The 13,070-nt window shown below is 60.0% G+C and carries 13 protein-coding genes; 7 read left to right on the forward strand and 6 right to left on the reverse strand.

The genetic code is table 11. The annotated features are described in order from the left end of the window. Positions 1 to 242: 242 nt before the first annotated feature. Positions 243 to 956 (reverse strand): fimbrial biogenesis chaperone, encoded by a 714-nt coding sequence (locus tag NCR98_RS17625; RefSeq protein WP_250467309.1) that lies wholly within the window; start codon positions 954 to 956, stop codon positions 243 to 245. A 120-nt stretch (positions 957 to 1,076) separates the two neighbouring features. Then, on the reverse strand, positions 1,077 to 1,643 hold the full coding sequence (locus tag NCR98_RS17630) for a fimbrial protein (protein ID WP_250526811.1): 567 nt from the start codon (positions 1,641 to 1,643) through the stop codon (positions 1,077 to 1,079). A gap of 580 nt (positions 1,644 to 2,223) precedes the next feature. Between NCR98_RS17630 and NCR98_RS17635 the strand changes: the two genes are divergently transcribed. Beyond that, positions 2,224 to 3,162 carry a DMT family transporter gene (locus NCR98_RS17635; protein ID WP_250526812.1) on the forward strand — a complete coding sequence of 313 codons (939 nt, stop codon included), beginning with the start codon at positions 2,224 to 2,226 and terminating at the stop codon, positions 3,160 to 3,162. A gap of 4 nt (positions 3,163 to 3,166) precedes the next feature. Here NCR98_RS17635 and NCR98_RS17640 read toward each other — a convergent pair whose 3' ends face one another. Continuing rightward, on the reverse strand, positions 3,167 to 3,460 hold the full coding sequence (locus tag NCR98_RS17640; RefSeq protein WP_250493529.1) for a helix-turn-helix domain-containing protein: 294 nt from the start codon (positions 3,458 to 3,460) through the stop codon (positions 3,167 to 3,169). Between the two features lie 494 nt (positions 3,461 to 3,954). On the opposite strand from NCR98_RS17640, the gene phaP reads away from it, so the two are divergent. Next, entirely contained in the window at positions 3,955 to 4,524 is a 570-nt protein-coding gene (gene phaP, locus NCR98_RS17645; RefSeq protein WP_250526813.1) for a TIGR01841 family phasin, read from the forward strand. A 48-nt stretch (positions 4,525 to 4,572) separates the two neighbouring features. On the opposite strand, the gene NCR98_RS17650 is transcribed toward phaP, so the two are convergent. Then, positions 4,573 to 4,938, reverse strand: a complete 366-nt coding sequence (locus NCR98_RS17650; RefSeq protein WP_250510161.1) for a DOPA 4,5-dioxygenase family protein — start codon at positions 4,936 to 4,938, stop codon at positions 4,573 to 4,575. A 131-nt stretch (positions 4,939 to 5,069) separates the two neighbouring features. On the opposite strand from NCR98_RS17650, the gene NCR98_RS17655 reads away from it, so the two are divergent. The 3 genes from NCR98_RS17655 (at position 5,070) to NCR98_RS17665 (ending at position 9,029) form a co-directional block, all read left to right on the forward strand. Beyond that, a complete protein-coding gene (locus tag NCR98_RS17655) occupies positions 5,070 to 7,478 on the forward strand; it encodes an ATP-dependent DNA helicase (RefSeq protein ID WP_250526814.1) in 2,409 nt (802 codons plus the stop codon). A gap of 248 nt (positions 7,479 to 7,726) precedes the next feature. Next, on the forward strand, positions 7,727 to 8,224 hold the full coding sequence (locus NCR98_RS17660; RefSeq protein WP_250493533.1) for a hemerythrin domain-containing protein: 498 nt from the start codon (positions 7,727 to 7,729) through the stop codon (positions 8,222 to 8,224). Between the two features lie 82 nt (positions 8,225 to 8,306). Further along, positions 8,307 to 9,029 carry a 2OG-Fe(II) oxygenase gene (locus NCR98_RS17665; protein ID WP_250526815.1) on the forward strand — a complete coding sequence of 241 codons (723 nt, stop codon included), beginning with the start codon at positions 8,307 to 8,309 and terminating at the stop codon, positions 9,027 to 9,029. Between the two features lie 16 nt (positions 9,030 to 9,045). Here NCR98_RS17665 and ribA read toward each other — a convergent pair whose 3' ends face one another. Both ribA and NCR98_RS17675 read right to left on the reverse strand, forming a co-directional pair. Continuing rightward, positions 9,046 to 9,714 carry a GTP cyclohydrolase II gene (gene ribA / locus NCR98_RS17670; RefSeq protein ID WP_244829427.1) on the reverse strand — a complete coding sequence of 223 codons (669 nt, stop codon included), beginning with the start codon at positions 9,712 to 9,714 and terminating at the stop codon, positions 9,046 to 9,048. A gap of 125 nt (positions 9,715 to 9,839) precedes the next feature. Beyond that, complete coding sequence (locus NCR98_RS17675) at positions 9,840 to 10,535, reverse strand: NADPH-dependent F420 reductase (RefSeq protein ID WP_250526816.1); 696 nt, start codon at positions 10,533 to 10,535, stop codon at positions 9,840 to 9,842. A gap of 178 nt (positions 10,536 to 10,713) precedes the next feature. On the opposite strand from NCR98_RS17675, the gene ahpC reads away from it, so the two are divergent. Together ahpC and ahpF are read left to right on the forward strand one after the other, a co-directional pair. Continuing rightward, entirely contained in the window at positions 10,714 to 11,277 is a 564-nt protein-coding gene (ahpC, locus tag NCR98_RS17680; protein ID WP_244829425.1) for an alkyl hydroperoxide reductase subunit C, read from the forward strand. A 164-nt stretch (positions 11,278 to 11,441) separates the two neighbouring features. Next, on the forward strand, positions 11,442 to 13,016 hold the full coding sequence (gene ahpF, locus NCR98_RS17685; RefSeq protein WP_250510166.1) for an alkyl hydroperoxide reductase subunit F: 1,575 nt from the start codon (positions 11,442 to 11,444) through the stop codon (positions 13,014 to 13,016). Positions 13,017 to 13,070: the final 54 nt, after the last annotated feature.

A 13,070-nucleotide genomic window follows, 5' to 3' on the forward strand; every position in this document is an offset into this window, starting at 1 on the left:
GAAATCCGCTGCTGACATGATTGCGACGATTGCATGGAGATAGCCTGGTGCATGAGGCGCGAGACATTTGCCGATCCACCGATGCTACGAATTAACGAGATGAAAGTAGCTAGGACGAGTTCTATTTTTGAGACGCGAAACACCATGTAAACAAAAGAAAAGCGCGCATCGAACAAGATGCGCGCTGTTAATTTCGAGACGTTGCGATAGGTCGCTGGAGGTCTGCCCGAATGGGCTTCCGATCAAGGCGCGAGTTCGGCATCGCCTTCGATGGCGCCGCCGTAATCGCTGATGGCGATGTAATGGATCTTGCCGCCATGCACGTCGCTCATCTTCGGCACGGGGATGACTGCATCGCCACGCGGCGGAACCATGCCGCCGGTTTCATTCTTGAAGGTGCGTCCGTTCGACGTCACGCCGATCTCGCTGAACGAAACGTGATACGCGCTCGGATTCGTAATGGAGAGCGCGTCGCCACCGCCTTGCCGCGCGGGCACCACTTTCCACTTGAGCATGCGCGGTGAATCCTCGGGCTTGCCGGACAGCTTCGCCGGGCGCACGAACATCTTGATGCGCGTGCGATACGCCAGTTGCAGCGTGTTGACATCGGCTTTCACCTCCGCCTTGGGCGGCACGTCGAGCACGTTGAGCCAGAACACCGACTCGCGATCCTGCGGCAACGCTTCGCCGCCATACATGACGCGCAATGTCTGCGACTTGCCCGCATCCATCCGAAAGATGGGTGGCGTGATCACGAAGGGCGTCTTGCTGTCGGCGGGCTTGGTGTCGGCGTTGCCGCTATCCATCCAGACCTGCACGAGCGCCGGGTGCGAGCTGTCGTTGTTCAGCTTCACGGTGACTTCACGCTGATCCAGCGGATACACCACGCGCGTCGCGCCGATTGTCACACTGGCGTGCGCGGAGCCCGCGACCATCGCGGCAAGGAGACCTGCCATGGCGAGCGATCGTTTCATCGATTTCATTGCGGCCATCACTCGACGGTTGATGTCATTCACTGCAACCGGACGCTTGCCGAATCAAAACGTGGCGCGCGCCCGGACCCTGCATCGATGGCTTTACTGATACTGAATGGAGTACTGGACCATCGTGTTGACCGTGCCCGGCTGAGCCTGACCCGTCGCATAGTACTGCGCGAAGTAGTTGAGATTGCCCGCGCCGGCCGAGATCGATGCGCCGTTGACCGCGACATCGTTATTGGCGTTGGTGAGGATATTGATCGGCTGCATTTGCGAGTTCAAGAGACGCACTTGCACGTTGGTCGCCGGCTGCGTCAGCGCCTGATTGATCAGATTGCCGCTGCTTTGGTCAACGGTGGAACCGTTCTCGAAGTGCGCCACTGCCTTGGTGGCCGAGCCCGTGCAGCCGGTCAATTGCAACTGGATGTCGCCGAGCTTGGAAACGCCCGCCGTGGCGCCAGCCGACGCAAGTGCGCTTGCGGAAACGGTCGGCAACGTAGCCGTCACGTTTGCCGACGAACCGGCAGCCGTGCCATTGATCGAGCAGGTCGTATCCGACACCGCGCCGTTGATGGTGATCGTGCCGTCGGCGGCGTTGGCGTTCATCGACGCAAGGGCGACCATCATCGAGAAGAGTGCGGCGCTGAGGGAAATAGCTTTCTGCATGAAGAAACTCCGGGAAACGAATAATGAATGTCTGACGCTTGACGCGGCCATCGACAAGTTGCTGCTTGCGTCGTTCAAGGTGCGTGGCGTTGAGAGAATAATAAGCAGGCAGAGCTAGGATTGATCTAATCTAATTCTCAAAAACGCCATCCATTTTTTTCGGAGCTAACTCAATAAAGCTTCACCCTCAGAATAAGAGACGCGGCGACCGGACAATTCGAGATTGCCGAAATTCAGCGGTTCGCTTTCTTGAACTTTGCTGGATGGGTTTATAGACGGACCAGATTCGATTTCGAGACATATCGGCGAGACTTTTGAGAAACGATGGCGACGCGCACCGAGCGCCTTCGCGTCCCGAAAAAGTGCGCGCGTGCTTTGTTCGAACCGTCTAGTTCATTTGTCGACGCGCCGTGACCTGAGCACAACACGACGGAAAAGAAGATTACTGTCGGCTTGCCACGAGCGGTCGACGTCCGCAAAATGGAAGCAACGGCTTAAAACGCCGTCATCCATAAGAGACCGCTCGACGGAGCGCAGCCTTTTTCGAGGTGCGCCGCGATCAGGCGAACAACGGACACCCATGGCAACCATTGAGGGCAAAGCGCGTTTCCGGATTGATACCGATAACACGGTAGCCGGCATCGCGATCATGGTCTTGACGACCGCTACCTTCGCCGCGAGCGATTCCACCGTCAAGGTCATCGGCACGGCGGTTCCCATACTGGCGCTTCTTTGGGTGCGCTATCTATTCCAGATGATCGTGCTCGGCGTGTGGCAAGCGCGGCTCGGCACGCTCAAGCTCTTTCGCACCGACAGCCTGAAGCTGCAGATCGTTCGCGCTTTACTGCTGCTCACCAACTCGGCGTGTACTTTCGCTGGCTTGCGGCATCTGCCGCTTCCCGTGACGACATCCCTTGCGATGCTCGCGCCGCTCATCTCCACCCTGCTCGCCGCACTCGTGCTCAAGGACCATGTCCCGCGCAGCAAATGGGCGATGGTCGTGCTCGGGTTCATCGGCATGTTGCTGGTGGTGCGGCCGGGTGGCAGCCAATTCACGTGGACGGTTGTCTTTCCGATCGGTGCGGCCACGACGTTTGCGTGCTTTCAGGTGGTATCGAGCCATCTGTCGCGCGTCGATGACGCCGTCACCACCAACTTTCTGACGGCGCTCGTCGCAACCATCGTGCTGTGCACGTTGATGTGGATGGATCAGTCGCAAATGCTGCCGGAACTGGCGCTCGTGGAATGGAAAAGCTGGCTGCTCGTCGCGCTCATGGCAACGATGGCGACCATCGGCCAGCTTTTGATGTTGCAGGCGCTCAGGCGCGCGGCACTGTCGGTGCTGACGCCCTTCTCCTATTCCCAACTTGCTTTCGCGGCCTTTTTCAGCTGGGTGTTATTCGGTCAGGTGCCTGACCGATGGATGGCTATCGGCATGTGCGTGATCGCCGCAAGCGGTATTGGCACCGTGCTCATGCATGGGCGCAAACCGGCAGTGTCGCCGGATTCGACGCCCTAAACGCTTAGCCCGCGACTTGCGCTTGCTGTATTTGCTGCGCCTGGCCTGTGCAAAGCCAGTGCACGTCGATGTCCAGTTGCCTGGCAATACGGTTGAACGCATGCAGCGGCGGCACCGTGATGCCGCGCCGCCAGAAATGCACGTCGTGCTCGGTTACGTCGAGCCAGTCCGCGGCCTTGGCGGAACTGACGTTGGCTTTCTGCATCGCCCGATCGAGCCGCGCGGCAATGGCGCGGCGCAGAGCGTTATCTTCGTGACTACGTTCAAGGTGTCCGATGGTTTGGGAATGTCGCCCCATTTTCTATCCGTTCTCTCGATTTATAACTAATGCCGTTCAGCGCCGGCTCTTTAGCGCAAGTTCGCATGCTAAATAATCACGGTGACGCGACGGTGACAGGAAAAAGTCCTTTCGATGTTCACGCGCGGACGCCGTTTGTTGCAGTGCGAGATTTTTTCAAGATAGCCTGAGAGCGTCAAGTAGGGGAAACAACGTTATGCGCGGGTTGTTACTCGTGGTTTACCTTGAGCAGGCAAACGGGGGATATCTTAAGCACGCCCGTTCGTTCTTGTTTTCCCGCGATTAAATGGTCCGTTCGTATTATCCGCCTAGTTCAAGATCGGCGAGATAATCAGACGCGATTGAAACTTGACTTTCTTCGGATACGAATTCAAATCGCCATCGGTTAATAAAAAAAGTCAATTGACACGCCTCGCGCTATCCCTACAATAGAGCGTTCGCTGCACCGCACAAATCGATCGTCTTTCAAAACGCAATGTCCAATGGAGTCCAGCATGAGCAGTCTTGCGCCTGAAAACCTCATCGCGTCACAGAAAGCAGGATTCGACGCCAGCTTCGGTCTCGCTACACGAGCCGTGGAAGGTTTCGAGAAACTAATCGACCTGAACACGCGCACGTTCAAGACGGCGCTGGATGAACATCAGAACTTCGTTGCTCGTGTGTTTTCCGTACGCGATCCGAAAGAGTTCTTTGCTTTGCAAAGCCAGCAATCGCAGGCCAGCGCTCAACGCGTCACGGCTTACTGGCAGAGCTTCCACGAAATCGCGGCAGGCGTGCGCGGCGTTTATGTGGAAGCGGCGCAGGACCAGTTGGAGAAGTCGCAGCGCAACGCGCAGGCGCTTGTCAGCACGCTTGCGAGCAGCGCGCCAGCCGGCAGCGAAGCGGTGGTGAATGCGTTGAAGTCGGCTATCGACGCCGCAACCGCATCTGCAAATTCGGCTTACGAAGCGGCGAGAAAGTCCGCGCGTCAGGTGGTGGAAGCGGCAGAAACCGATGCGAGCGTGGCGACGCAGGGCGCAGTGCGGGTTGTATCGTCGAAGGGAACGAGCGTCAAAAAGGCTTGAGCGTTTTCAAGCAACGAGAAAGGGCGGACCACTCCGCCCTTTTTTCATTTATTTCCAGCCTTCCAGCCGCAATTCATGCGATCGGCCAATCCACACCGCGGAATCGCGATGATCGCGCAATTCGTCCTCGGTATTCGGATGCATGAAAACATCGAGCGCGCCGTGATTCAAAGTGAGCCATTCGAAAATCGGCACGAGATCTTCGCGACCAAAGCCGAGTTGAAACGACCACATCGGGTGCGGTCCAACCGGACGTTCATGAAAGCGTCCCAAGATAAGCTTTCCAGTTTCAAGTTCCGCCGCAAAGTGCGTCGAGATGACCTCCCGGATTGCCCAGGCCGCGTCGCGGCTCGCGGCATCGAAATAAATATGCGCGTGCCAGCCTTTGATTGCGGATGTGTTGATTGCATGCATTGTTTCGGTCGCGCGCGGCAATATTGAGATGTCGTTCATTCTAGCGAAACGCCAATCGCCACGACATTACATGCCTTAAAGGCATCAACGCATTTGTTGCGGCGAATGAGGGCAATGCTAGACTACTGTACATGCATACAGCCCCCGACTCGGCCGCCAATCTGGCGTGCGGCGATCCTGCTTACACCGTCGCTGTGCGCGCGCTTTGCGAATTCACGGCGAAACAGGGCGATCTCGATTTGCGCTTCACGCCAGCGCCAAGCGCGCAGGAAGGCATTGCCGGACATGTGACGGTCGCAAGCCGGCGGCCAGCTGGTTATCTCAAGGAAATCTCGCTCGCCGAAGACTTCGGTTCGTTGCGCGTGCGCGGCCGCGCGGATGGTTTCGATCCGGTGCGCAATCGGCTGGAAGAAGTCAAAACGTATCGCGGCAAGCTGGAATCGATGCCGCAGAATCATCGACATCTGCATTGGGCGCAGGCGCGCGTGTATGCGCATCTCATGTGCAAGAAGCTCGGTCTCGATGAGATCGAAGTCGCGCTCGTTTATTTCGATATCGTCGAACAGACTGAAAGCGTGCTCGTGGAGACGCAAACCGCGCTGGCGCTAAAGGCGCATTTCGAGGATCAATGCACGCGGTTCATCGCGTGGGCCGAACAGGAGATGCGGCACCGTGCGGCGCGCGATGCGGCGCTTACCGCGCTGGTGTTTCCGCACACGGAGTTTCGGCCTGGGCAGCGGGCCCTTGCCGAAGCGGTTTATCGCGCGGCCGCATCGAGCCGATGTTTGCTCGCGCAGGCGCCGACGGGTATCGGCAAGACGGTCGGCACGTTGTTTCCGCTGCTCAAGGCTTGGCCGAAGCAGCAGTTGGACAAGATCTACTTTCTCACGGCAAAAAGCGCGGGGCGGCAGCTTGCGCTCGATGCGCTCGGAACGATTGTCGGGGCGGCGGAAAAAACAGCGGCGCTAGCGGACGCGGCAACGGCAAAAGCCAAAGCAATCGCCGCGCCCTTTCCCTTACGCGTAATCGAACTCGTCGCCCGCGACAAAGCCTGCGAATATCCCGACCGCGCGTGTCACGGCGATTCGTGCCCGCTCGCGCGCGGCTTCTACGACCGCCTTCCCGCCGCGCGCGCCGATGCCCTCGCGCGTGCACACCTGGACCGCGCGTCGACAGCCGAAGTCGCGCGACACCACGAAGTCTGTCCGTACTATCTGAGCCAGGAGCTCTCGCGCTGGGCCGATGTCATCGTCGGTGACTACAACTATTACTTCGACACCAGCGCAATGCTTTTCGCCCTAGCTGAAACGAACCGCTGGCGCGTGTCGGTCCTCGTCGATGAAGCGCACAACCTGATCGATCGGGCGCGCGGCATGTATTCCGCATCGCTCGATCGCGCCTCGTTCGATGCAATGCGCCGCGCCGCGCCGCCGCTTCTGAAAAAAACGCTTGCGCGCGTCGCCCGAACCTTCAGCGATACGAGCCGCGAACAGGAAACCGCGGGCATCGACTACGCACCGCTCGCCGAACCGCCCGCCCAGTTGCTGACCGCGCTCGGCCAGGCGGTTTCGCTGATGACGGAAATGCTCGGCGAGCAAGCCGACCTCTTCTCGCCCGACACCATGCGCTTCTATTTCGATGCCGTGCACTTCACGCGCATCGCGGAGCGCTTCGGTTCGCATTCGATCTTCGATATCTCGCTTTCTGGCCACGCGTCGGCGAAGAAGCGCAATGTCGTGCTGTGCCTGCGCAACGTGATTCCCGCGCCGCATCTCGCCGGGCGTTTCGCGAGCGCCCACAGCGTCGCGTTGTTTTCCGCGACGCTCACGCCCACGCACTTCTACGCCGACACGCTTGGCTTGCCGGAAACGAGCGCGTTCATCGACGTGGAGTCGCCGTTCTCAGCGGATCAACTCGATGTACGCGCCATCGCCGATGTCTCGACGCGCTATCGCGACCGCCTGCAATCCGTTGCGCGCATCGCCGACATGATCGCGGCGCAGTACGGTCGCGCGGAAGGCAACTATCTGAGCTTCTTCAGCAGCTTCGAATATCTGGCGCAAGTCGCGACGGAATTCGCGGTACGTCATCCCGGAATTCCGAGTTGGCAGCAGTCACGCGCGATGAGCGAAGCCGCGCAGCACGACTTTCTCGCGCGCTTCGTTCCGGATGGACGCGGCGTCGGTTTCGCGGTGCTGGGCGGCGCATTTGGCGAGGCGATCGATCTGCCGGGCACGCGGCTCATTGGCGCCTTCGTCGCGACGCTCGGTCTGCCGCAACTCAATCCTGTCAATGAGCAAATGAAAGTGCGGATGCAGGACGCTTTCGGCGCCGGCTATGACTACGCTTATCTTTTTCCGGGCTTGCAGAAGGTCGTGCAGGCGGCCGGACGCGTAATTCGCGGGCCGCAAGACCGTGGCGTGCTCTACCTTATCGACGACCGCTTTGCGCGCTCGGAAGTTCGGCGTCTGTTGCCGGCGTGGTGGCGGGTCAATGTCATGCGCGAGCGGGACCTGCCGGCGCTTTTGTCGTCGGCTTGATGGGGCGTTAAGGCGGACGTTCATTCAAGTCGCTCCGCGTTCCGGTTTCGTTCGCGCAACACGCGAGCCGGCATGACGCGCTCCTATCCGCTTAAAGCCATGCCAACCTTATCTTTGCCTGATCCAAGCGCGGGCACCGGGTTTGCTCTAGACAACCTGCCCAGAGGCAACTAAAAGCGACCCGAAGGCACCCCCAAGGCGCAACAGACGCCCCAAAGGTTTCGCCCCGTCCCCACAGGAGAAACGATATGACCGCCGCGCAAGCACAGCATCCGCAAGACGCACTTGCCATTCTCGAAGCCGACCATCGCGCTGTCGAGCAGCTATTCGACGCATTCGAACGCGCCGAAAAAGACGATCTCGAACGCAAGACCACACTGGTTCAGCGCGCGTGCGAGTTGTTGTCGATCCATTCGATCGTCGAGGAAGAGTTGCTTTATCCCGCCGCCCGCACCGCACTCGGCACGGACGAGAAAATCGATGTTGACGAAGCCTACGTCGAACACTTTCTGGTCAAGACGCTGATCGAAAAGTTTTCGCAGATCAAGGCCGGCGATGAGGGTTTCGACGCGACGTTCAAGGTACTGTCGGAGAACGTCAAGCATCACGTGGAAGAAGAAGAAACCGAGCTGTTTCCGGAAATCCGCAAGACGAAGAGTGTCGATCTCATCGCGCTCGGCAAGAAGATCGAAGCGCGTAAGGAAGCCTTGCAGAACCGCATCACCGAAGTCGCGACCGCGCATTGAATTGCGCAGCAATTCCCGGAGTGCGTGAGCGCGGTTCAGGACGCACACTGTGCGGCAATCACGCCAATCCGGAGAACTGCAGATGAAGGTGCCTGACAGAGACATCAACGCGCGCGTCGATGCACTCGACTGGACGGATATCGAGCATCAACTCGATTCCCAAGGCTCGGCCATTGCGCCGGGCCTTTTTTCGCGTGAGGAGTGCGTGACGCTCGCCGCGCTGTACAACGACGACGCAATCTTTCGCAGCCGTATCGTGATGGAACGTTATTCGTTCGGGCGCGGCGAGTACAAATACTTCGCGTATCCGTTGCCCGAGACGCTGCAAACGGTGCGCAGCACGGTGTATTCGCATCTCGCGCCCATTGCGAATAAATGGCACGAGGTAATGGGGATTGAAATGCGCTTTCCACCGGTCCATGGAGAGTTCATCGAGCGTTGTCATCACGCCGGACAGACGCGGCCGACGCCGCTTCTCCTGCGCTACGTTCCCGGCGACTACAACTGTCTGCATCAGGATCTGTACGGCGAACACGTTTTTCCGATCCAGATGGCAGTTCTGCTTTCTGCGCCCGAACAAGACTTCACCGGCGGCGAATTCGTGATGACGGAACAGCGTCCGCGCATGCAATCGCGCGCCGAAGTCGTACCGCTCGCGCAAGGCGACGCGGCGTTCTTCGCTGTACACCAGCGGCCGGTGCAGGGATCGCGCGGGCCGTATCGCGTGAACATGCGGCATGGCGTGAGCCGCCTACGCTCCGGGCGGCGCCACATGCTAGGCGTGATCTTCCACGACGCAAGCTAGATCGCGGAAGACGCGCTTATTCGTTCTCGTCGAAGTAATGTCCGAAGCGCGCCTGCTTCGTCTTGATGTAGCGTTCGTTTTCTTCGCGCATGGGGATGGCGAGCGCGACGCGTTCCTTCACGGGGATGTCGTGCCTGAGCAGCGTGTCGAACTTCGACGGATTGTTGCTCATCAGGCGCACCGATTTGACGTCCATCGAGCGCAGGATGGCGGCGGCGGAATCGTACTCGCGGGCGTCGTCGGGCAAGCCGAGATGCAGGTTGGCATCGACCGTGTCGAGACCCTGCTCCTGCAACGCGTAAGCGCGAATCTTGTTGGCGAGCCCGATGCCGCGTCCCTCGTGTCCGCGCAAGTACAGCAGAATTCCGCGATTCTCGGCGGCGATATAGCGCAGCGCGAGATCGAGCTGCTCGCCGCAATCGCACCGGTACGAGCCGAAGACGTCGCCCGTCACGCATTCGGAATGCAGACGCGTGAGCACGGATTCGCCGTTGCTCACGTCGCCCATGACGAAAGCGATGTGCTCGACATCCGTTTCCTTCACGCGATACACATACGACGCGAACGTGCCGTAGCGTGTCGGAATGGTGGCCGTGGCCGCCAGTTCGACGTCGTCGCATTCGGGGCATTCGCCAAAGCCGGGGCGAGGTTTCAACTGGTCAAACGCGGGAGATGCGGTTTTCATAGGGCAATCTGCAAGTCTTGATGCGGGCGTTCGCGCTGTCGGAGTCGAGCGCGGGAGCCCGGCACGTCATGTTAAAGCGCATCGTGAAAGTTTGCAGATTGTCGCATGGCGCGCGTATTCGGCCGTTAGCGCGGATTGTCGAAGTCTCCCGGGCTTTCATCGGTCGCGCGCCACTCGGGTTTGCGCAGCGGGCTGGCCTCGTGCAGCGCGTGGCGAACGCCCGCCGCGTCGAGGTCCGCCGTGTAGACGGGCGTGGCGGGTTGCTGACGCCAGGAATCGTCGATTTCGCCGGCATCGACGGGATCGAAGCCAATTTCATCGACCAGTTGCATGACGACTTTCTTTGCCTTGTGGTCGTCGCCCGCCACGGGCAGCGCAATGCGACCCGCTGTTCCCGCCGGCTTGCCGTGGTTGCGCAGATGCGCCGCGTAGATATTGTTGAACGCCTTGATGACCGGCCGGCCGATCTTCTCTTCCACCCAGCGGCTTTCCGGCAGACCGTTTTCGATTCCGTCGATTCGACCGTCGCGCTGCCGCGGATAGTAGTTGCCGGTATCGATCACGATGAGACTCGCTGGCGCACCCGCGAACAAATCCTTCGGAAGAAGCGGCACCTTCGACTCTGGAATGGTCACGACGACGAGATCCGCGCCCTGCACGGCCTCGCGCGCCTCGACGGCTTGCGCGCCAGTCGCGCGTTCGACTTCGCCGAGCGTGTCCGGCCCGCGCGAATTGGCGATGCGCACCTCGTGGCCGCGTTCGCCGAAGCGCAACGCCAGAACTTGCCCGATATTTCCCGCCCCAATGATGCCGATTTTCATGGTGTCTCCTGGGTTCGTGATCGATCTTGGCGGCATCGCAAACCCCGCACCCGATGCGACGAATCGACGTGATAGTCCAGATCAATTACAATGATAAAATCAATCCACTTCCAAGGTTTGATAGTTTTAGTTCATACTTCGTTCACTTCTTCAACACACACTTAAAGGGAACCGATCAATGCCGATCATCAACACCCAAGTCAAGCCGTTCAAAGCAACCGCCTATCACAAGGGTGATTTCGTCACCGTTACCGAAGAAAGCCTGAAGGGCAAGTGGTCCGTGTTCGTGTTCTACCCGGCCGACTTCACCTTCGTGTGCCCGACGGAACTCGGCGATCTGGCTGACCGCTACGAAGAATTCAAGAAGCTGGGCGTTGAAATCTACAGCGTTTCGACCGACACGCACTTCACGCACAAGGCATGGCACGACACGTCGGACACGATCCAAAAGATCAAGTATCCGATGATCGCCGATCCGACGCTCGCCATCTCGCGCAACTTCGACGTGCTGATCGAAGAAGAAGGCCTGGCGCTGCGTGGCACGTTCGTGGTCAACCCGGAAGGCGAGATCAAGCTGTGCGAAGTGCACGACAACGGCATCGGCCGTGACGCCGGCGAACTGCTGCGCAAGGTGCAAGCCGCGCAATACGTCGCATCGCATCCGGGCGAAGTTTGCCCCGCCAAGTGGACGCCGGGCGCTGAAACGCTGAGCCCGTCGCTCGACCTCATCGGCAAGATCTGAGTCTCGGGTTCTCCAGAGACTGACGAGGCGCGCGGCAGGCCCGCTGCGCGCCTTGCACCCCCAGTTTGTACCCACGCATTCCGTTTCGGCGCCGCTTTATGGCGGCGCTTGGACGGAGTGCGTCCAAAGATTCCAAAAACTCTCGTCAGGGAACGACACACGCCATGCTGGACGCCAATCTCAAGACTCAGTTGAAAGCCTATCTGGAAAAAGTCACGCGGCCCATCGAGCTCGTCGCCTTTCTCGACGACAGCGACAAATCGCGTGAGCTGAAAGGCCTGCTCGACGAAATCGCTACGCTGTCCCCGCGGATCAGCGTCGTCGAGAAAGAGGACGTTGCGGCACGCCGTCCGTCGTTCACCATCGGCGAGCCGGGCAAGGCGGCGGGCATTCACTTCGCCGGCATCCCGATGGGTCACGAATTCACGTCGCTCGTGCTGGCGCTGCTGCAAACCGGCGGCCATCCGATCAAACTCGACGACGAAACCATCGAGCAGATTCGCGCGCTCGACGGCGATTACCGGTTCGAAACGTATTTCTCGCTGTCGTGCCAGAACTGCCCGGAAGTCGTGCAGGCGCTGAACGTGATGGCGATCATCAATCCGCGTATCAAGCACGTGGCGATCGACGGCGCGCTGTTCCAGAAGGAAGTCGAAGACCGGCAGATCATGGCCGTGCCGACGATGTTCCTGAACGGCGACAGCTTCGGCCAGGGCCGCAGCAGCGTGAAGGAAATTCTCGCCAAGCTGGATACGGGCTCAGCCGCGCGTGCCGCGAAGCAACTGGAAACGAAGCCGGTATTCGACGTGCTGATCGTCGGCGGCGGTCCTGCAGGCGCGGCAGCGGCGATCTACGCGGCGCGCAAGGGCATTGCGACCGGCGTGGTCGCCGAGCGCTTCGGCGGCCAGGTGCTGGACACGATGGCTATCGAAAACTTCATCTCCGTGCAGGAAACGGAAGGACCGAAGTTCGCGACGGCGCTCGAACAGCACGTCAAGAGCTACGAAGTCGACGTGATGGACGTGCAGCGCGCCGACAAGCTGATCCCGGGCCGCATCAACGAAGTGCATCTGGCAAGCGGCGCGGTCCTGAAGGCAAAGACCATCATTCTGGCGACGGGCGCGCGCTGGCGCGAAATCAACGTGCCGGGCGAGCGTGAATATCGCGGACGCGGCGTGGCCTACTGCCCGCACTGCGACGGCCCGCTCTTCAAGGGCAAGCGCGTGGCGGTCATCGGCGGCGGCAATTCCGGCGTCGAAGCGGCCATCGACCTCGCGGGTGTCGTTGCGGCGGTGACGCTGATCGAATTCGGCAACGAGTTGCGCGCCGATGCCGTGTTGCAAAAGAAGCTGCGCAGCCTGTCGAACGTGACCATCGTCACGAGCGCGCAGACCACGGAAATCACCGGCGACGGCAAGAAGGTCGACGGCCTGAACTACACGGACCGGGCGACGGGCGTCTCGCACCGCGTGGAACTCGAAGGCGTGTTCGTGCAGATCGGTCTCGTGCCGAACACCGAATGGCTGAAGGGCACGATCGAGCTGTCGAAGCATGGCGAGATCATCGTCGATGCGAAGGGCGCGACGTCGATCCCCGGCGTATTCGCTGCCGGCGACGTGACGACGGTGCCGTTCAAGCAGATCGTGATCGCGGTCGGCGAAGGTGCGAAGGCATCGCTTGGCGCGTTCGATCATCTGATTCGCGCGTCGGTCGAGGAAGAAGAGACGGTGGCCGCGTAAAGCTTGCCTTGCGGCGAAGGGGAAAGGCGAACGAGCGCTGCTCGTTCGCCTTTT

It is taken from the genome of Caballeronia sp. GAWG2-1, assembly GCF_023631405.1.
In the GTDB taxonomy this organism is placed as follows: domain Bacteria; phylum Pseudomonadota; class Gammaproteobacteria; order Burkholderiales; family Burkholderiaceae; genus Caballeronia.

Bases quoted from the DNA above. Each gene is read 5' to 3' on its own strand.
- NCR98_RS17625 (WP_250467309.1), bottom strand. From the start codon at position 956: ATGGCAGGTCTCCTTGCCGCGATGGTCGCGGGCTCCGCGCACGCCAGT.
- NCR98_RS17630 (WP_250526811.1), bottom strand. From the start codon at position 1,643: ATGCAGAAAGCTATTTCCCTCAGCGCCGCACTCTTCTCGATGATGGTC.
- NCR98_RS17635 (WP_250526812.1), top strand. From the start codon at position 2,224: ATGGCAACCATTGAGGGCAAAGCGCGTTTCCGGATTGATACCGATAAC.
- NCR98_RS17640 (WP_250493529.1), bottom strand. From the start codon at position 3,460: ATGGGGCGACATTCCCAAACCATCGGACACCTTGAACGTAGTCACGAA.
- phaP (WP_250526813.1), top strand. From the start codon at position 3,955: ATGAGCAGTCTTGCGCCTGAAAACCTCATCGCGTCACAGAAAGCAGGA.
- NCR98_RS17650 (WP_250510161.1), bottom strand. From the start codon at position 4,938: ATGCATGCAATCAACACATCCGCAATCAAAGGCTGGCACGCGCATATT.
- NCR98_RS17655 (WP_250526814.1), top strand. From the start codon at position 5,070: ATGCATACAGCCCCCGACTCGGCCGCCAATCTGGCGTGCGGCGATCCT.
- NCR98_RS17660 (WP_250493533.1), top strand. From the start codon at position 7,727: ATGACCGCCGCGCAAGCACAGCATCCGCAAGACGCACTTGCCATTCTC.
- NCR98_RS17665 (WP_250526815.1), top strand. From the start codon at position 8,307: ATGAAGGTGCCTGACAGAGACATCAACGCGCGCGTCGATGCACTCGAC.
- ribA (WP_244829427.1), bottom strand. From the start codon at position 9,714: ATGAAAACCGCATCTCCCGCGTTTGACCAGTTGAAACCTCGCCCCGGC.
- NCR98_RS17675 (WP_250526816.1), bottom strand. From the start codon at position 10,535: ATGAAAATCGGCATCATTGGGGCGGGAAATATCGGGCAAGTTCTGGCG.
- ahpC (WP_244829425.1), top strand. From the start codon at position 10,714: ATGCCGATCATCAACACCCAAGTCAAGCCGTTCAAAGCAACCGCCTAT.
- ahpF (WP_250510166.1), top strand. From the start codon at position 11,442: ATGCTGGACGCCAATCTCAAGACTCAGTTGAAAGCCTATCTGGAAAAA.